The organism is Amycolatopsis sp. lyj-109 (assembly GCF_046548995.1).
Classification (GTDB): domain Bacteria; phylum Actinomycetota; class Actinomycetes; order Mycobacteriales; family Pseudonocardiaceae; genus Amycolatopsis.
This window is the reverse complement of record NZ_JAJPWR010000001.1, coordinates 77,839-97,374: the sequence shown is the minus strand read 5'-3', so window position 1 is coordinate 97,374 and position 19,536 is coordinate 77,839. Positions and strand designations below refer to the sequence as shown.

General features: G+C 72.9%; 9 protein-coding genes. All 9 read right to left on the bottom strand.

Annotated elements, in window-relative coordinates; genetic code table 11:
* Nucleotides 1-271 precede the first annotated feature (271 nt).
* On the bottom strand, nucleotides 272-1,084 hold the full coding sequence (locus tag ACLJQF_RS00385; protein ID WP_410606161.1) for an ABC transporter permease: 813 nt from the start codon (nucleotides 1,082-1,084) through the stop codon (nucleotides 272-274).
* Nucleotides 1,081-11,088, bottom strand: a complete 10,008-nt coding sequence (locus ACLJQF_RS00380; protein ID WP_410606160.1) for an amino acid adenylation domain-containing protein — start codon at nucleotides 11,086-11,088, stop codon at nucleotides 1,081-1,083. Before ACLJQF_RS00380 ends, ACLJQF_RS00385 begins: the two co-directional genes overlap by 4 nt.
* The gene (locus tag ACLJQF_RS00375; protein ID WP_410606159.1) at nucleotides 11,085-12,053 is read right to left on the bottom strand and encodes a pyridoxal-phosphate dependent enzyme; all 969 of its coding nucleotides are present in this window, start codon (nucleotides 12,051-12,053) and stop codon (nucleotides 11,085-11,087) included. Before ACLJQF_RS00375 ends, ACLJQF_RS00380 begins: the two co-directional genes overlap by 4 nt.
* The gene (locus ACLJQF_RS00370; protein WP_410606158.1) at nucleotides 12,044-13,261 is read right to left on the bottom strand and encodes an acyl-CoA dehydrogenase family protein; all 1,218 of its coding nucleotides are present in this window, start codon (nucleotides 13,259-13,261) and stop codon (nucleotides 12,044-12,046) included. Before ACLJQF_RS00370 ends, ACLJQF_RS00375 begins: the two co-directional genes overlap by 10 nt.
* The gene (locus ACLJQF_RS00365; RefSeq protein WP_410606157.1) at nucleotides 13,258-13,875 is read right to left on the bottom strand and encodes a DUF2786 domain-containing protein; all 618 of its coding nucleotides are present in this window, start codon (nucleotides 13,873-13,875) and stop codon (nucleotides 13,258-13,260) included. The genes ACLJQF_RS00370 and ACLJQF_RS00365 overlap by 4 nt, the downstream gene beginning before the upstream one ends.
* Before the next feature lie 3 nt (nucleotides 13,876-13,878).
* Nucleotides 13,879-14,157 carry an acyl carrier protein gene (locus ACLJQF_RS00360; protein ID WP_410606156.1) on the bottom strand — a complete coding sequence of 93 codons (279 nt, stop codon included), beginning with the start codon at nucleotides 14,155-14,157 and terminating at the stop codon, nucleotides 13,879-13,881.
* A 90-nt stretch (nucleotides 14,158-14,247) separates the two neighbouring features.
* Nucleotides 14,248-15,930, bottom strand: a complete 1,683-nt coding sequence (locus tag ACLJQF_RS00355; protein ID WP_410606155.1) for a phytoene desaturase family protein — start codon at nucleotides 15,928-15,930, stop codon at nucleotides 14,248-14,250.
* A gap of 108 nt (nucleotides 15,931-16,038) precedes the next feature.
* Nucleotides 16,039-18,609 (bottom strand): FtsX-like permease family protein, encoded by a 2,571-nt coding sequence (locus ACLJQF_RS00350; RefSeq protein ID WP_410606154.1) that lies wholly within the window; start codon nucleotides 18,607-18,609, stop codon nucleotides 16,039-16,041.
* Nucleotides 18,609-19,403 (bottom strand): ABC transporter ATP-binding protein, encoded by a 795-nt coding sequence (locus ACLJQF_RS00345; protein ID WP_410606153.1) that lies wholly within the window; start codon nucleotides 19,401-19,403, stop codon nucleotides 18,609-18,611. Before ACLJQF_RS00345 ends, ACLJQF_RS00350 begins: the two co-directional genes overlap by 1 nt.
* Nucleotides 19,404-19,536 lie beyond the last annotated feature (133 nt).

Genomic DNA, 19,536 nt, shown 5'->3' with positions numbered 1-19,536 from the left:
CGGCTGACGGCACGCTGACCGCCACCTGACCCGGTCGTGAGTGGTAAGTCGGGTTCTAGGGCCAACTCACCGCCCGGAACGGCCAATTCACGCACCGGAACGGCCAACTCGCTGGCGGTGTGGGTGAGTTGGCCGTTCCCGCGGGTGAGTTGGTCGTTCCGGTTGGCGAGTTGGCCGCCGGGGGGGTGACCGTCGGGTCTGACCCGACTTACCACTCACGACCAGCTGCGGCAGACCGGCAGGCCGGCGTCCAGGATCTCCCCCTGCAGCGCTAAGCGATGGTGCGGTACTTGCGGAAGCTCAGAGAGCAGGCGAGCACCAGCGTGAGGACGAGGGTGATCGCCACGACCACGCCGGGGTGCTGGGCGGGGAACCCGGTCTCGTCGACGGGCGTGCCCCACAGGCGCCGGACCGCGGTGGTCACCGAGCTGACCGGGTTCCACTCCGCGACCGGCCGCAGCCACACCGGCAGGCGGTCGGTCGACATGAAAGCGTTGGAGAGGAAGGAAAGGCCGAGCGTCGCCACCGCGCCGATGCCGTCGATCGCCTCGGGGTTGCGCAAGGTGAGGCCGAGCAGGATGCCGACCCAGATCATCGCGTAGAGGAACACGACGAGCAGGGCGAGCCCGCCGACCAGCGGCAGGAACCCGGTGTGCACCCGGCCGCCGACGAGCAGGCCGGACGCCACGGTGATGGCGAGGGCGATCAGGCCGACCACGAGGTCACCGAGGGAGTGCCCGATCAGCACGGCGGGCCGGACGATCGGCAGCGAACGGAACCGGTCGGTCAGGCCGCCGTTGAGGTCGGTGGCGACGGCGATGGCGGTGGGGGCGATGCCGGCCAGGCCGACCTGCATCAGCGCGGCGGGGAACAGGAACTCCGGGTAGCTGCCGCTGCCCGGCACGATCACCGCGTCCTTGAACACGTACCCGATGGCCAGCATGGTGATCAGCGGGTTCAGGGTGACCGCCAGCAGGCGGCCCGGAACGTTGCGCAGGTGGGTGAGCCGGCGCCCGGCGAGCGCCAGCACCTCCACCACGGCGTCGGAAAGCCGCCGCGTTCCCGCCGGGGCAATCACAGTCATTCGTCCTCCTCGGAAGAGCCGTCCAGTGCGGCGGCGACGATCCGGCCGATGGCGGCCTGGGCTTGCGGGTGCATCATGAATTCGTGCCCGCAGCCGATGCGGTGCGATTCGATCGCCCCGTCGACGTACGGTGCCCAGCGGCCGGGCCGCTCGGCGAGGTCGTCCTCGGTGCGCCCGTCGGCCGCCAGGAACAGCAGCAGCCGGCCGGAGAAGCGGGCGGGCTCGTACCGGAGCGCGAGCTCGCCGTTGTTGCTCATCACGTCGAGCACGCGGGTCATCCGCTCCTCGCCGATCCCGGCCAGCCGCGACCCGCCGCGGCGCAGGACGTCGATGACGTCCCCGGGGGACAGTTCGGCGGCCGCATCCGCGTCGTGACCGAGGTGCTCGAGGAAGCTGACCAGCAGCTCCTGCCGGGTCGGCGGGGCCTGGCCCGCCGCGTCGACCGGGAAACTGTCCAGCACGCAGAGGGTTTCGACCCGCTCCCCCGCTTCCTGCAGCTGCACGGCGATTTCGTGGGCCAGCAGGCCGCCGAACGACCAGCCGAGCAGGTGGTACGGGCCCGCCGGCTGGATCGCGCGGATCCGGGCGACGTACTCCTCGGCGACGTCCTCGACGCTGACGGGAAGTTCGCGGTCCCCGCCGATGTTCGGCGACTGCAGCCCGTACATCGGGCGGCCGGGGTCGAGGTGCTGGACGAGCCCGAGGTAGGGCAGGCTCAGCCCGAGTCCCGCGTGCACGCAGAACAGCGGTTCCCGGTCGCCGTCCGGCCGGATCGGCAGCACCGGGGCGAACGGGTCGAGCACATCGCCGCCATCGCCGGTGCCGGTGCCGGTGCCGGCCAGCCCGGCCAGGCGCTCGACGGTCCCGTGCGTCAGGACGTCCGCCACGGTGAACCGCAGCCCGGCGTTGCGGGCCAGCGCGACCAGCCGCACGGAGAGCAGGCTGTTGCCGCCCAGTGCGAAGAAGTCGGCGTCGACGCCGACCTCGGGCAGGCCGAGCGTCTCGGCGAAGGCCAGCCGCAGGACCTCCTCGGCCGGTGTGCTGTTTTTCCGTTGGGGTGCGGGCAGCTTCGAGTGGTCGAGCTCGCCGGCCGCGGTGAGCGGGATGGCCTCGAGTTCGACGATCGCCGCCGGTACCGCGAAGTCCGGCAGTTCCCGTGCGAGGTGTTCGCGCAGGCCGTCTCCGCGGCCGACGACGTAGGCGACGAGCTGGTCGTCGCGAACCACGACTTCGGCCGCGGCGACGCCGGGGTGCCGCAGCAGCGCGGACTCGACCTCGACACCGCGGATGGCGAACCCGCGTGCCGGCAGGTTCCCGGCGGCCGGTTCGAGGCTGCCGTCGAGCCGGCGGCGGACGACGTCGCCGGTGCGGAACATCCGTTCCCCCGCGGCGAAGGGGTCCGCGACGAACCGCGCGGCGGTGCGGCCCGGTTGTCCCGCGTAGCCGCGGGCGAGGGCCGGGCCGGCGAGCCAGAGTTCGCCGTGCGCGCCCGGCGGGACGGGCCGCAGCGTTTCGTCGAGGACGTAGGCGCGCGTGGCGCGGGGCGGGTCCGGCAGGCGGCCGGGCTCCGCGGCGCCGGTGAGGTTGCCGTGGTGTGTATGGACTTCCGCGCCGGCGCGGTGGAGCCGTTCGGTGAGCGGGCCGGCGAGCGGTTCGCCGGTGACGATCAGCCGGACGCCGGCGAGGGCGGCTTCGTGCCGGGCCGCGAGCGCCCGGACCTGGTGGGCGGTGACGATCAGCACGGCGGGCAGTTCGCCTTCGAGCAGCCGGGCGAGTGTGGTGGCGTCGCCTTCGGTGAGGTGGACGGATCCGCCGGCGGCCAGCGCGGCGAGCACGACGGGGATGACATCGGGCAGGCCGGGGACGACGACGCGGCTGTTCGCCGGAATGGAGTCGCGAAGTGCGGCGACGGATTCGGCGAGGGCGCGGCGGGAGAGGATGGTGCCGTCCGGCAGGTGAGCGGCCGCGTGCGCGGGAGACACCGGCGCGGCGGACCCCATGCGCCCCAAGGCGGCCTTCGGTGCGTCTGACGCACCCAAGGCGGCCTTCGGTGCGTCTGACGCACCGAAGGCCACATTGGGGCGCATGGGGACCGGGCTGTCCAGGGCGCGACCGACCTCGGTCACCACGCCGGACTCGCCGGCCGGCTCGATCAGGCGGTACGCCGCGCCCGCTTCGAGCGCGGCCAGGACCTGCACCACGCGTTCCGCCGCCGATCGCGCGGCGATCGACACCGTCCACTCCGGACCCGCGCCGCGAGCCCTCAGCTTCCGGGCCTCCGCGGTCACACGGCGGCGCAGCTGGGCGTGACTGACCCGGCCGCCGTCCCAGATCGCGGCCGGACCCCGGCTGTTCCGCAGCACCGGCAGCTCCGCCGGCTCCACGGACACCACAGCCGGCTCGACCGGCGGCGCCAGCTCGATCCCGCTCAGCGGCAGCTCCGGATCTTCCGCGACCGCCGACAACAGCCGGTTCAGGCGGGCGGCGAGCAGGTCCGCCGTCTCCGGGGTGAACAGGTCCGCGCAGTACTCGATGCTGCCTTCCATCCCCGCTTCGCCCGGGCGCTCGCCGAGCTGGAACGTCAGGTCGAACTTGAACTTCGCGCCCGTTGCCGGAAGGATCTCCGGCCGCACCGAAAGCCCGCCGATCGTGAACCGCGGGTCCGGGACCTCGTAGTACGACAGCATCACCTGGAACAGCGGTTGCCGCGACAGCGACCGCGCGGGCCGGGCCAGCTCGAGCAGGAGCTCGAACGGCAGGTCCTGGTGCGCGTACGCCTCGAGGTCGGTGTCCCGCACCCGGCCGACCAGTTCGGCGAACGTCGGGTTTCGGCCGGTGTCGGTGCGCAGCACGAGGGTGTTGACGAAGAAGCCCACCAGGTTGTTCGTCACCTCGTCCGAGCGGCCCGCGACCAGGCTGCCCAGCGGGATGTCCGTGCCCGCGCCGTGCTTGGTGAGCAGTGCGGCGACCGCCGCCTGCACCACCATGAAGACGCTGGCGCCGGAGCGGCGAGCGAGTGCGATCAGTGCTTTGTGGACGGTCGGGGGCACCTCGAAGCCGACCGAGCCGCCGCGGAAGGCGGTGGCTGCCCGGCGGGGGAGGTCCGTGGGCAGCCGCAGCTCGCCGGGGAGGCCGTCGAGGGCGTCGCGCCAGTATTCCCACTGCCGGTCCGCCGCCTGGCGGTCGTCGAGCAGCTCGCGCTGCCAGACCGCGTAGTCGGCGTACTGCGCGGGCAGGTCCGCCCAGCCGGGCTCGGCTCCGCGGACCCGGGCGTCGTACGCGGTCGCCAGATCGCGCGCCAGGACGTCCACCGACCAGCCGTCGCCCGCGATGTGGTGCAGGACGAGCAGCAGCACGTGCTCGTCCCCGACGCGGTACAGGGTGGCCCGCAGCGGACGGTCGGCGGCGAGGTCGAACGCGCGGCTCGCCTCGGCTTCGAGGGCCGCGGTGAGCTCGTCCTCGGTGACCGTTGCCGTGGCGAGGGGGGCGTCCGGGGCGAGCACGCGCTGGTACGGGACGCCGTCGACGTCCGGGAAGACCGTGCGCAGGATCTCGTGCCGTTCGACGACGTCGCCGAGCGCGGCCGCCATGGCCGCCGGGTCGAGGTCCCCGCCGAGCCGGACGGCCAGCGGGATGGTGTACCCGGCGCTTTCCAGCCGGTTGAGGAACCACATCCGGGTCTGCGCGTGCGACAGCGGGATCTTCTCCGGCCGCGCGAGCTTGCGGAACCCGGCGCCCGCCTGGCCCGCGGAGACGAGCCGGCCGGCGAGCCGGCTCACGGTCCGCGCCTCGAAGAGGTCCCGGATGGACAGTTCGGCGGCCACCGCCGACCGGACCCGGCTCACGACCGAGTTCGCCAGCAGGGAATGCCCGCCGATGACGAAGAAGTCGTCGTCGATCCCGACCTCCGGAAGGCCGAGCACGTCGGCCCAGATCTCGCACAGCGTCGCCTCGACCGGGGTGCGCGGACCCCGGGCGGTCGCGCCGGGGTGCCGGTCCGGCGCGGGCAGTGCCTTGCGGTCGATCTTGCCGTGCGCGGTCAGCGGGAACCGGTCGAGCACGAGGTACGCACCCGGGACCATGTACGCCGGCAGCTGCGCGGTCACGTGCTCGCGCAGCTCCTCGGCGGTCACCGCGCCGGAGATGTACGCGACGAGCCGCCGGTCGTTGCCCGTGCCGTGCACCGTGACGACCGCTTCGCCGACGCCCGTGTGCGCGGCCAGGCAGGCTTCGATCTCGCCGAGTTCGATGCGGTGACCCCGGATCTTGACCTGGAAGTCGCGGCGTTCCACGAACTCCAGCTCACCGTCGGGACGCATCCGCACGCGGTCGCCGGTGCGGTACATCCGGGCACCGGCGCCGCCGAAGGGATCCGCGACGAACACCACCGCCGTCTTGACCGGATCTCCCACGTAACCCCGGCCGACGACCAGGCCGCCGACGAACAGCTCGCCGATGACACCCGGAGGCACCGGGCGCAGTTCGTCGCCCAGCACGTACAGCCGGGAATTCCGCACCGCCCGGCCGATCGGCACCACCTCGACACCGGACCGGATCACTGCGTGCGTCACGTCGTCGGAACACTCCGTCGGGCCGTAGGCGTTCACCAGCGGCACGTCCGGGAACCGCGCGAACCACCGCGCGCACAGGTCCGGCGGCAGGGCCTCCCCCGTCACAACCAGCCAGCGCAACCCCGAGACATCCGGCTGCTCGGCCAGGTCCCAGGAATCCAGGGCCGCCCGCAGCAGCGACGGCACGACTTCCAGCACCGAAACCCCTTCGGCCCGGATCAGGCCGAACAACGCGTCCGGATCCGCCGCCACGACCCGCGACACCACCCGGACCCGGCCACCGACCAGCAGCGGTGCCAGCATCTGCCACACCGAGACGTCGAAGGTCACGGGAGCGTTCTGCACCACCACATCCGACGACGCCAGCCCGAGATCCTCGACCTTCGCCAGCAAGTGGTTCACCATCCCGCGGCGGTGCACCATCGCACCCTTCGGACGGCCCGTCGAACCCGACGTGAAAATCACGTACCCCAGGTCCAGACCCGCGTCACCCGCCGCGACCGGCGCCCAGTCCTCGTCTTCGGCGTCATCCAGGACCACGATCCCGAGGTCGCCGCCGGCGACTTCCGCCGCCAGGTCCGCGAAGCCCGGACCGACCACAATGGACGCGGCACCGGAATCCACCAGCAACCCCGCCAGCCGGGCCACCGGGAGCGTCGGGTCCAGGGGCACGTACGCCGCCCCGGACCACAGCACGCCCAGTACGGCCGTCACGAACCCGACCCCGGGGTCGGCCAGGATCCCGACCACGCCGCCGCCCACCCGGCGGGACAGCGCACTCGCCCGCCCGGAGAGGGACCCGTAGGAAACCCACCCGTCGCCGTCGGACACGGCCGCCGCTTCCGGGGCGGACAGCGCGAATTCGCAGACCCGGGCCACCACGTCGGCGCCCACCGGCCCGGTCGCGCCGGCGCCCCGCTCCAGCTCCGCCGCCGGCACCACGTCGATCGTCCCGAGCGCCACCGAAGGATCGGCGATGGCGGTGTCGAGCAGGTGCCGGAACATCCCGGTGATCCGGCCGACGCGCCCGGCGTCGAACGCCTCGGGGGCGTAGTCGAAGCGGAAGGCCAGTTCGGGGCCCGGGTTCACGACCAGGCTCAGCGGGTAGTGGCGGGAGTCCTCGGTGACGGCGTCGAGCACGCGGACGTCGTCGCCCAGGACGACCTCGGTCTCCGGCCCGTCGGCGGGTACGTTCTCGAAGACGATGGCGGTGTCGAACAGCTCACCGGTGCCGGCGAGGCCGGGGACGTCGTTCTGCACCTCGGCGAGCCCGACGTGCTGGTAGGCCGACATCCGGGCCTGCTGGTCGCGCAGGACGACCAGGAGCTCGCCGAGGGTGCCCGCCGGGTCGAGATCGGCCCGGACCGGCACCGTGTTGATGAACATGCCGACCATGGTCTCCACGCCCGGCAGCTCCGCCGGGCGCCCGGAGGTGACCGAGCCGAACACGACGTCCCGCCGGCCGGTGAGCCGGCCGACCAGGATCGCCCAGCAGGCCTGCACGACGGTGTTGAGGGTCAGCTCGTGGCGGCGGGCCCACGCCACCAGTTCGGCGGTCTCGTCCCGGGTCAGCACGACCTCGGCCGACTCCGGCACCGCCTTCAGGTGGCCGCCGGCCTCCGGCGCCACCTTCGTGGGTTCGGTGAGGCCGTCGAGGACTTCGCGCCACGCCTGCCGGGCTTCCCGCTCGTCCTGGCGGCCGAGCCAGGCCAGGTAGTTCCGGAACGGGGCCACTTCCGGCAGCGCCGCCGCCGGGCCGTGGGTGTACAGCGTGGCCAGCTCGCGGATGAGGATCGGCACCGACCAGCCGTCGGTGGCGATGTGGTGGGCGGTCCAGAGGAAGCGGTAGCGCCCGGCCGCGATCTTGATCAAGGTGAACCGGACCAGCGGCGGGTGTGCGAGGTCGAACCGGCGCTCCCGGTCCTCGGCCGCCAGCCGGTTCAGCCGGTCGTCGCGTTCGGGCTCGGGCAGCGTGGACAGGTCGATCTCGGTCCAGGGCAGGGCGACCTCGGCGGCGATCAGCTGCACGGCGTCGCCGCCGCGGCGGTGCCGGAAGTACGCGCGCAGCGTGGCGTACCGGCGCAGCAACGCGGCACACGCTTCGCGCATCGCGTCGACGTCGAGCGCGCCGGCGAGCTCCGCGGTGGCCTGCACGGTGTAGACGTCGACGCCGTCGGGGTCGAACTCGGAGTGGAACAGCAGGCCCTGCTGCAGCGCGGACAGCGGCAGGGCGTCCTCGATGCGGCCGCCCTCGGGCGCCAGTTCCCGCAGCTCGTCGTCGGTCAGCTCGACCAGCGGGCCGTCCGAGACGACGACTTCGGAGCCCGGCTCGCGGACGGCGACCTGCTCGGCGATGGCGGCCGGCGTCCGGCGCTCGAGGATGTCGCGCGGGGTCAGCTCGATGCCCGCCGTGCGGGCCCGGCCGGCCACCTGGATGGCGCTGATGCTGTCGCCGCCGAGGGCGAAGAAGTTGTCGTCGATGTAGACGCGCGGCACGGACAGCACTTCGGCGAGGATGTCGCAGACGACCGTCTCGACGGTGTTGCGGGGCCGGCGCCCGACGACCTCGGCCCGGAAGTCCGGGGCGGGCAGCGCTTCGCGGTCGACCTTGCCGTGTTCGGTGAGCGGCAGCTCGTCGAGCACGACCAGTGCCGAGGGCACCATGTAGTCCGGGAGCAGCTGCTGGGCGGTGCTGCGCACGGTACCGGCGTCGATCGGGCCCTCGCCCTCGACGCCGATCAGGTAGCCGGCCAGGCGCTTGCCGCCGTCGGCGTCGGTGAGCACCCGCACGACGGCGTCCAGGACGCCGGGCATGGACCGCAGGACGCTTTCGATCTCGCCGAGTTCGATGCGGTGGCCACGGATCTTGACCTGGAAGTCGCGGCGCTCCACGAACTCCAGCTGACCGTCTTCGCGCATCCGGACGCGGTCGCCGGTGCGGTACATCCGGGCACCGGCGCCGCCGAAGGGATCCGCGACGAACACCGCCGCCGTCCGCGCCGGGTCGCCCACGTAACCGCGGCCGACGACCAGGCCACCGACGAACAGCTCGCCGACCGAACCGGCGGGCACCGGGCGCAGTTCGTCGCCCAGCACGTACAGCCGGGAATTCCGCACCGCGTGACCGATCGGCACCACCTCGACACCGGACCGGATCACCGCATGCGTCACATCATCCGAACACTCGGTTGGGCCGTACGCGTTGACCAGCGGCACGTCCGGGAACCGCGCGGACCACCGCGCACACAGATCCGGCGGCAACGCCTCCCCCGTCACCACCAGCCACCGCAGCCCCGAGACATCGGGCTGCTCGGCCAGGTCCCAGGAATCCAGCGCCGCCCGCAGCAACGACGGCACGACCTCCAGCACCGAAACGCCCTCGGCCCGGATCAAGCCGAACAACGCGTCCGGGTCGGCGGCGACCGCGCGGGAAACCACCCGGACCCGGCCGCCGACGAGCAGGGGCGCCAGCATCTGCCACACCGAAACGTCGAACGTCACCGGCGCGTTCTGCACCACCACGTCCGACGACGCCAGGCCCAGGTCCTCGACCTTCGCCAGCAGGTGGTTGACCATCCCCCGGCGGTGGACCATCGCACCCTTCGGACGGCCCGTCGACCCCGACGTGAAGATCACATAAGCCAAGTCCAGACCCGCATCGCCGCGGGAAACCGGTGCCCACTCCTCGTCTTCGGCGTCGTCGAGCACGACGATCTCGGCGCTGCCATCGGCCACCACGGATGCCGCCAGCTCCTCGAACCCGGCGCCTGCCACCACGGCGTTCGCGCCCGAATCGGCGAGCAACCCGGCCAAGCGGGCCACCGGCATCCCGGCGTCCAGCGGCACGAAAGCGGCCCCCGACCACAGCACACCCAGCACCGCCGCCACGAAACCGACGCCCGGGTCGGCCAGCACACCCACCACACCCCGGGCCGGAAGCCGGCGGGACAGCGCGCTCGCCCGGCCCGCCAGGGACCGGTAGGAAACCTGCCCGCCGCCGTCGGCCACCGCGGCCGCGTCCGGCGACGCCAGCGCGAAATCGCACACCCGCGACACGACATCGGCCCCGACCGCCCCGGCCGTACCGACACCGGAGGCCAGCAGCTCGCCCAGCTCGTCCGCCGAGACGACGTCGACCCCGCCCAGCACCGCCGACGAGCCGGCCTCGGCGAGCCGGCCGACGAACCCGGCGAGCCGATCCAGGTGCGCGGTGACGCCCTCGGCGTCGTAGAGGTCGGGATTGCCGTTGAGGTGGATCTCGATGATGTCTTCGGTGACGTCGAGGACGGTCAGCGAGAGGTCGTTGGTGATCCCGGTCGACAGGTTCATCACGCGCGTGTGGCAGTCGCCGAGCCGCAGGCCGGGCTCGGGCGGGAGCACGTTGACGAACGGGCCGCCGAACGGGCGGCGCTCGTCGCTGCGCACGCCGATGTCCCGGCGGATCTGGTTGACGTGGTAGCGCTGGTGCTTCAGCGTCGCGGCGAGCTCGCTGGACGCCTGGCCCAGCAGGGCAGCGATCGTCATCTGCGGCTCGACGACCATCCGCAGCGGCAGGTAGTTCGCGACCATGCCCGGGGTCGCCCGCGAGCGCACGCCCGCGCGCGCCGCGACCGGAACGGTCAGCAGCAGGTCCTTGATGCCCGAAAGCCGTTGCGTGTAGGCCGCCATCGCGGCGATGAAGAACGTCGGCAGCGTCACCTTCGCACCCGCGGCCGCCTCGCGCACGGCCTTCGCCGTCTCCGGGGGCAGCACCATGGTGCGCCGCAGGAAGCCGCGGGCCGGCGCCGGTTCCTTGCCGGACAAGCTGACCAGGTCGGGCGTGGTGTCGAAGTGCCGTCCCCAGAACGCCTTGTCCCGGGCGCGGTGCGGCGAGTCCTGGTAGGCGAGGTCGGCGTCGAGCAGCAGCCGGAACGGCGGCAGGGCGGTGGGCCCGGGGTCCTCCCCGGCCAGCAGCGCGTTGTACAGCTCGCCGAGCCGGCGGTGGCAGATCGCCGCGCTGAAGCCGTCGCCGATGAGGTGGTGCGTGGTGAGGTACCAGAAGTGCCGCCGCGCACCGACCTTGATCAGGGCGCCGCGGAAGAGCGGGAAGTCCGCCAGGGAGAACGGGTGCCGCATGTCCTCCTGCATCCAGTCGAGCGCGGCGGCCACCGGGTCGGCTTCCCCGGTCACGTCCGGGTACCGGATCGGCAGCTCGGTCAGCGGCTCGATGAGCTGCCGCGGTTCGCCCTCGACCTCGACGAACCGGGCCCGGAAGCACTCGGCTTCGTCGGCCAGGGCGCGCAGGGCCGCCTGGAAGACGTCGATGTCCAGCGGGCCGGTGATGTCCAGGTAGTCCGCCATCGCGTAGGCGAGGCCGCCACCGGAGAGCTGTTCGTCGTACCAGACGTCGGTCTGTGCGGTGGACAGGGGCAGGAACGCGTCGACCGCGGTCATCTGGGCACCTCGAAGAGTGTTTTGGCGTACGGGGTTTCGTGTTCGGCTCCGTCGAGCAGCGCTTCCGGGCCGTAGTTGTCCTTGACCCACTGGTCCTGGTAGATCGTGTCCAGGTAGCGGTCACCGAGATCGGGCGAGATCACCACCGCCGTGGCCGCGTCGTTGTCCTCAAGCCACCCGAGCGCGCCCGCCAGCACCATGCCCGAGCCGCCCCCGAGCAGGAAGCCGCTCAGCGCGAGCCGGCGGCACGCGCGGATCGCGGCCGCCTCGTCGACCCGCACCAGATCGTCCACAAGGGACATGTCGATGACCGGGAACCGGACGCTGGTGCGCACCGCCGTGCTGCGCCGGGCGGCCCGCGGGCCGGGGCCGACGCACTCGACGGCCACGATCCGCACCTGCGGCCGGACCTGGCGCAGGTAGCGGGCGCAGCCGGTGAGGGTGCCGGCCGAGCCGACCCCGACGAAGAGCACGTCCAGGTCCGGCACGGTGCGCAGGATGTCCGGGCCGGTCGAGCGGAAGTGGGCCATCCAATTGCCCGCGTTGACGTACTGGTCCAACCAGGTGTAGCCGTCGTTCTCCGCGCAGAGACTGCGGACGAGCCGCAGGCCCGCGGCCGGGTCGGGGGCGACCAGCACCTCGGTGCCGAGGTTCTGCATCAGCTGCCGGGTGAGCAGCGTGCTGCGCGGGTCGGTCACGCAGACGAACCGGTAGCCGCGGCTGGCCGCGACCAGGCTCAGCGCCACGCCGAGGTTGCCCGAGGACGTCTCGACGATGGTCGAGCCCGGGCGCAGCACGCCGGCGCGCTCGGCCAGCGTCACCATCTCCAGCGCGGGCTTGAGCTTGCTCGACCGCGCGAAGTTGAAGCCCTCGCACTTCATCAGCACCCGGCGGCCCACGATGTGTTCGAGGTCGACGTAGAGGTCCGTGACGTCGAACTCCTCCGGCCTCGTGATCACCCGCACGACGCACCTCCGGTCGGCGATTTCCCGGTGTGGGCGGGGAACGGCTCGGTGCGGCCGAGCTTTCCCGTGGTCAGGCCCTGGAAGACGGTGAGCTTCTGGATGTTGCCGGCGCCTTCCATGAACTCGACGCCGCGCGCGTCCCGGACGAGCTTGTCCAGCGCCGGGTGGTCCCAGCGGGCCCGCGGCCCGAAGAAGCCGCACGCTTCGAGCGTGGCCTCCTCGGCCAGCCGGCACGCTTCGGCCTTCGCCGCCGAGGCGAGGTGGCCGCGGGAGCCGTCGGCGTCGACCTCGATCGCGGACAGGTGCACGAGGTGGCGCACGCCGTCGATGCGGTGGCCCAGCTCCTCGAGCCGGTCGCGGCCGTCGCGGCCGAGCGGGCCGCCGGCGGTCACCACGTAGTCGTGGGCGGCCGCGGCGATGCCGACCGCGATCGCGGCGACGCCCGGCCGCAGCCGGTTGAAGGTCTGCACGCACGCCCACATGCCCCGCCGGGCGGGCGAGCGGTCCCGGCCGAGCACGCGCTCGGCGGGCACGGTGACGCCGTCCAGGGTCAGCTCGCAGATCCGCGCGGCGCGCAGGCCCAGCGACTCGAGCGGCTCGGCGTGGAACCCCGGGTCCGCCGTGTCCACCAGGACCGCCGTCACGCCCAGCGGGCCGGGCCCGGTGCGGGCGAACACGACCCCCAGCGCGGCCCGGGCGGCGTTGCCGACGTACTTCTTGCGGCCGTCGAGCCGATGCTTGCCCTCGGCCGGGGCCGAAAGCGCCGTCTCCAGCGCGGTGGCGTCGGAACCCCGGTCCGGTTCGGTGAGCGCGAAGAACGTCCAGGTCGGCCGCTCCAGGAGCCGGCCGTAGAACCACTCCTTCTGCTCCCGGTCGGCCAGGACGTCGACGAGCACGCCGGACATCGACGCGCCCGGGCTGGCGAGCATCAGGCCGGCGTCGCCGCGGGCGAGTTCTTCGAGCACCACCGCCCGCTCGATCGCCGTCATGCCGTGGAAGCGGTGGGCGCCCAGGCGCAGGCCCGCGCCCCCGAACTCCGCCGGGACGAGCATGGTGGCGAGGCAACGGACGCCGGCCAGGTCCAGGTGCGCGCCGACACCGTCGGGTGCGGTGTCGAGCCCCGCGCCCGCGGTCCGGAACTCCGCGCCCCACTGCCGGGCCGCGTCCCGCAGCGTCACGAGCCGTTCGTCCAGCACGGTCGCCGTCACGCCGCGACCTCCGGTGTGTAGGCCCCCGCGAGCAGCTCGGAGACGTCCGCGACCTCGCCCGCGCCACCCCGGACGAAACCGGCGGCGCCCAGCAGGCGCAGCAGGACGCGGTCGGTGTCGGTGAGCCGCCGGTGCAGGTAGGCCAGTGCGTCCGGCGACAGGCCCCGCTCGTGCGCGGTCAGGAACGCCCGCACCTCGAGCTGGCCGGTCAGCGCCTCGGCGACCGCACCCTGGACCATCTGGCGGCGCAGCAGGGTGGTGTCGCCGCTGCGCCGCCCGCCCAGGTAGGCGAGCCCGGAGTCGAGCAGGGCGCCGGAGAGGCCCAGCCGCAGCCATACCGACCCGGTCGCCAGGATCGGGTCGGGCCGGCCCGCGGGCCGGTGCGTCCGCACCAGGGCCACCGGGCCGCCCGGCAGCTCCGCCGTCCGGACCACGAGCACGTCGCCGTCCGCGGACGCGGCGGGCAGGACCGCGGCACCGCCGGCCCCGAACGCGGATGCCCCGGCCGGCAGGGCCGCGTGCAGCACCGCCAGCGCCGGACGCAGCCCTTCCGCCCGCGCGGTGTCGTGGCACCGCAGCCAGGTCGCCGTGAGCGGCGGCGAGATCGTGGTCATCGCTCAGGCGGCCATTTCAGCCGAAACGAACCGGGCCAGCGATCCCACCGACTCGAAGTGGCTCATTTCGAGGTTTTCGGCGTCGAATTCGATGCCCAGCGCTTCTTCCAGCTGCATCAGCAGTTCCAGCACGCCGGTGGAGTCCAGGCCGGCGTCCGCGAGCCGGGTCTCCGGGCCGAGGTCGGTCACCTCCGCTTCCAGCACGGACTCCAGCGCGGCGCAGATCCCCGCGACGACGCGGTCGTCCAGGACCTCCGTCGATCCAGCCACGGTTTCCGTCACTTCGCTCACCATTCCCTTCGTGAAGACAGCAGCACTTACCCAAAGGCCCGGAACGGGGCCTCGAGTTCTTTGTTTCCGGTGGTGCTTTCCTTATCCCGCCACGACCCGGTCGAGCAGGGCGAGCCCGCGGGCCTCGCGCCGCCGCAACCCCCGGGACGTGCGCAGCGGGTCCCAGCCGGGCTCGCGTTCGGGGAGCAGCTCGGGATTCCCCAGCACCCCGGCGGGCCTGTCCGCGAGCACCGGCCGGCCGAGGATCGTCGAGGCGCACAACGCGCCCCCGGTCGCCACGCCGACGATTCCGCCACCGTGCAAGATGCTCTGGCCCGTCAGGTAGAGACCGCCGACACCCGAATCGATATCGGGCCGTTGCCCGACCCGGCCCCAGGTGTGCAGGCCGTACGCGCTTCCCCCGGTGGAAAGGGTGTAGCGCTCCTGCGTCAGCGGCGTCGACGTCTCGGCGTGCACGAGGTGCTTGCGGAACGGCCCGATCGCGGCCTCGGCCAGGTCCAGCATCTGTTCGGTCAGCCGGTTCTTCGCACCGAGATAGCCGGGGTCACGCCGGTACCGGGCCCCGTTCGCCGGCCCGTCCGCGAGCCCCCAGTGCGCGTACCCGGGCGGGCAGGCGGTCATGATCTGGAAGTTCATGTGCCCCGGCGGGCAAGCCGAGCCCGGCACCGGGTCCTTCAGGGAAGCGAAGGACAGGAAGGCGAACGGCAGCTCGTCGAGCCGGCCCGCCTCCACCTGGGCGTAGGCCGCGTCGACGTCTTCGCCGGGCCAGTACCAGATGTTCGCGCTGGGGAGCGGGAGTTCCCGGTCGAGCGCGACGTAGCAGACGGCCAGCGGCAGGCGCATCGTCGCCGTCTCCGCGCGCTCCACCACGGGCTCGGGCAGGTTTTCCCGGCCGTCGCACAGTTCCAGCACGGTGCGGCGGTAGTCCGCATTGGACACGACGACCGGCGCGTGGTGCACCGTGCCGTCGGTCAGCCGGACGCCGGTCACCTTGCCGTGCTCGATCAGGATCCGATCGACGCGCGTGCGGGTGAGCAGCGTGCCGCCGTGCGACTCCAGGAGCTCGACGAACGACGCGGCGATCACCTGCCCGCCGCCCTCCGGGTAGTAGGCACCGCGCAGGTAGTCGTCGAGCATCATCGTGTGCGCCACGACGAGCGTGCCGGCCGGGGCGGACCCGTAGTTGCCGGACTGGGCGGCCAGGATCGTGCGCGCCCGGGGCGAAAGCCCGCAGTGGTCGAACAACTGCGCCAGTGTCCGGCGGCTCCAGCGCAGCATCACGGCCGGCACCTTCCCCGCCGGGCCCGCGGCGAACGCGGACTGGCGGCAGGCCCGCGCGACGGCCGCGCACACCTCGATGTAGCGGGTGATGGCGGCCGCCTCGGCGGGCAGCGCGGCCCGCAGCCGGTCGGCGTAGCGGTCCCAGCCGGTCGGCACGTCCACGGTGACGCTGGGCAGGACGATCCGGTCGAACCCGTCGGGGTCCATGGGGTGGAAGCGCACCCGGTCGGCGAGGCCGAGGCCCGAGAGGACCCTCGGCAGCAGGCCGTCCGGCCCGCAGTCGCCGAGGTAGTGCACCCCCACGTCGAACTGGTAGGCGCGCCGCCGGCGGAACACGTGGCTGTTGCCGCCCGCGACGTCGTGCTGTTCGAGCACGAGCACGCGCATCCCGCTCGCCACCAGGTATCCGGCGCAGACGAGGCCGCCGATCCCGGAGCCGACCACGATGGCGTCCCAGCGCCCGGCGTTCTCTTCGGTGTTCACGCCCCGACGCTATGCCGGAGCGGTGACCTCGGGCTGACCGCGCGCTGACAATCTGGGGGAGAGTCGTCAGCGCCGTGGGCTGGGGGTCCACGGCCGGCCCGAGGTCACCTATTCAGGGGCGAGCGTCGAAGGCGACGGCCTGGTGCGCAACGTGAACCACGTGGGCGCACAGGTGGCCACCACCGTCAGCACGACGGCCAGCCCGAGTATCACCAGGTATATCCACAAAGGACCGGAGGGGACGAGGCTGTCCGAAACGGCCGCGCTGAAGGGCACCAGCATCGACGCCGCGACGAGCGTGCCGAGGAGGACACCGATGGCGGCCACGATCCCCGCTTCCACGGCCATCATGCGCATCACCTGCCCCCGCGTCGACCCGATGAGCCGCTGCAGCCCGAATTCCCGCCGCCGGTCCGCCGTCGCCATCACCAGCGTGTTCACCATGGAGATCGCGGCGTACACGAGGAGCAGCCCGACGATCAGGTAGTTGACCCAGGCATTGGCCTGGACTTCCGCCAGGAACGCCTTGGTGAGCGCCTCCCGGCCGGCCACCTGCACGCCGTCGACGTCGCCGACCTGGCTGCGCAGCGATGCGAGCAGATCGCCTTCCGCCGTCCCGGGTTGTGCCATGACGAGGATCCGGTCGGCCGCGCCGGCGGCGGTGTGCGGGGAGAGGGTGTCGGCCGGCATCAATGCGGAGGCCGAGGCCGCCGTGGTCCGCAGGGTCGCGACGACGTCCAGGGTGACCCGGGACCCGTCGCCCAGCCGCATGGCGATCTTGGCACCGACCCCGACGCCCAGCCGCTGCGCCAAGTCCGCGGGCAGGGCGATCGTGTCCCCGTGCAGGGCGTCGAGCTTGCCGCTCGCGACGATGCTCCCCCACGCCTTCGCCACGCCGTCCGCCGAGACGCCGGTGAGGTCCACGCCGTCCTCGTCCTGTGTCGCGTCCGAGGGTTTTTCGTTGTACCCCTTGCTGGTCACGAACGCCGTGGCGCCGGCGACGCCGGGCGTCCGCTGCACCTTGGCGACCAGGTCGGGTGGCAGGTCACCGGTCGCCGACGTCACGACGGCGTCGGCGAGCAGCGAGTCGGAGTACTGCTTCTCCGCGACCGCCACCTCCGTGGTCTGGAAGTACAGCATGAAGATCGCGAGCCCGGTGGCCAGCATGATCGGTGTGACCGCCCCGGCCATCGGCATCCAGCGCGCCCGCGCGTTCAGCGAGGCCAGGTAGCCGGGCAGGCCGCCGAACGCGCGGATCGGCCGGCGCAGCACCGCGACGAACAGCTTCGTGAGGCCGGGGGCGAACAGTGCGACGGCGGTCGCCACCAGGGTGACGGCCGGGCCGGCGGTACTCGCGGCCAGGGGGCCGTCGACCACGGTGATCGTCAGGTAGGCCAGGGCCGCCGCGCCGATCAGGCTCGACACGCCGAGCCACAGCCGCGTCGGGGTCAGCCAGCGGGTGGGGATCGCCGTCTCCCGCATGGCTTCGACGGGTCGCGTGCGGCCCGCGTACCGGGCGGCGACGAACGCGGCACCCCACGCCGAGCTCAGGCCCACGATCGCCGCGGCGACGACCGGGTAGAAGCCCTGCTCGAACTTGAGGACCGGCTGGATGACGCCGAACCCGGTCAGCCGCCCGAAGAGCCAGTCGCCGAGCAGCACGCCGGGGAAGATCGCCAGTGCGGTGCCCAGGGCACCGATGATCATCGCCTCGCCGGTGATCATCCGGCTCAGCTGACGCGGGGTTGCGCCGATCGCCCGCAGCATGGCCACCTCACGGCGGCGCTGCTGCACCGAAAGCGTCAGGGTGCTCGCGACGACGAACATGGCGACCTGCGCCGCGAGGCCGCCGAACACGGCCGCGAGGATGATCAGCAGCTCGCCGTCGCCGGCGGCCTTGGCGAACTCGGCCGAGCCGCGGGCGTCGCCGGTCAGCGTCACCGCGCGCTGGTCGCGCACCGCGGTGGCGATCTGCGCGCTGACGGCGCCGACGTCGGCACCGGGGGCGAGCTGGACACCGAACGCGTCCACCTGCCCGGCCGCGGACCGCAGCCCGGAGGCCTCGGCGGGCGAGAAGAACACCGCGTCGGAGGCCATCCGGCGGCCGGCGTCGGCGATCCCGGTGACCAGGTAGGAGTGGACGCCCCCGCGGACGGCGATGTCGGTCTTCCCGCCGGCGTGCGCGCCGATCCGGGCGGCGGTGGCGGAATCGAGCACGACTTCGCCCTCGCGGATCGGTGCCGTGCCTTCAGTCAGCCGGTAGGGCGCCAGTTCCGCGGAGACCCAGCTGTGGCCGGCCTGCGTGCCGGGCACCGACGGACCGCCGGAGTCGCCGAGCACCTCGGCGTGGAAGGAGACGTCGGGGACCACGTGGGCGACGCCGGGCACCCCGCTGATCGTGCCCGCGAGGCCTTCGCCGAGCCGGACGCGCTCGGACAGCGTCGCGGTCTCGTGGTAGGCGTCCTCGCCGTGGCCGACCGTGGGCAGGTCGTAGGACTGGTTGCCGGCCACCACGATCGGCGCGGCGGCCAGACGCTGCGGCGGGATGACGGTCCGGATGCCGGTTTCCATCAGGCCGCCGCAGGCGAGCATGACGGCGGTGCCGACGAACACCGAGACGAGGGTGGCGATGAAACCACCGGTGCGGTAGCGCAGGGTGCGAACGACGAGGGTCAGCATCAGCGCGTCAGCTCGCTCAGCCAGGGGCCTTCCTGCGGCCGCTGCTCGGTGCGGGCGACGAGGTTGGTCATCCGCCGGGCCACCTCTTCCGGGTTCGGCTGGTGCAGCTCGTCGACGACGCGGCCGTCGGCGAGGAAGAGCACGCGGTCGGCGTAGGAGGCGGCGACCGGGTCGTGGGTGACCATCACGATCGTCTGCCGCGACACGCTCTTCGCTTCGCGCAGCAGGGAAAGCACTTCCTGGGCCGACCGCGTGTCGAGCGCGCCGGTCGGCTCGTCGGCGAAGATCACCTCGGGGTGGGTGACGAGGGCACGCGCGATCGCCACCCGCTGCTGCTGCCCGCCGGAGAGTTCCGCGGGCCGGTGGTGCCGCCGCTTGCCGAGGCCGACCTGGTCGATGACGCGGCGCACGAGGGCCGGGTCCGCCCGGCGTCCCGCCAGCCGCAGTGGCAGCGTCACGTTCTGCTCGACGTCGAGCGCGGGCAGCAGGTTGAAGGCCTGGAACACGAACCCGATCCGGTCGCGCCGCAACCGGGTCAACTCGACCTCGCGCATCACGCTGAGATCGGTGCCGCCCAGCACGACCGAGCCGGACGTCGGCTTGTCCAGGCCGGCCGCGCAGTGCAGCAGCGTGCTCTTGCCCGAACCCGACGGTCCCATCACCGCGGTGAAGGTGCCGGCGGTGAAGCCCGCCGTCACGTTGTCCAGGGCCAGGACCTGGGCCCGGTCCTTGCCGTACGCCTTGCGTACGGACAGCAGCCGCACGACTTCGACCGTGTCGTCTTGGTGGTACATCTGCGGCTCCCCTGCGGCAACTTCGCTTCGTCCGATCTTTACCGCGATGACGTTACGAAGGCGCGGGCCGATTTCCGAGGGTGCTAGGGAGCGGAAGTTTGCGGGGGTTAGCACTACCGCGGAGAACGGCTCC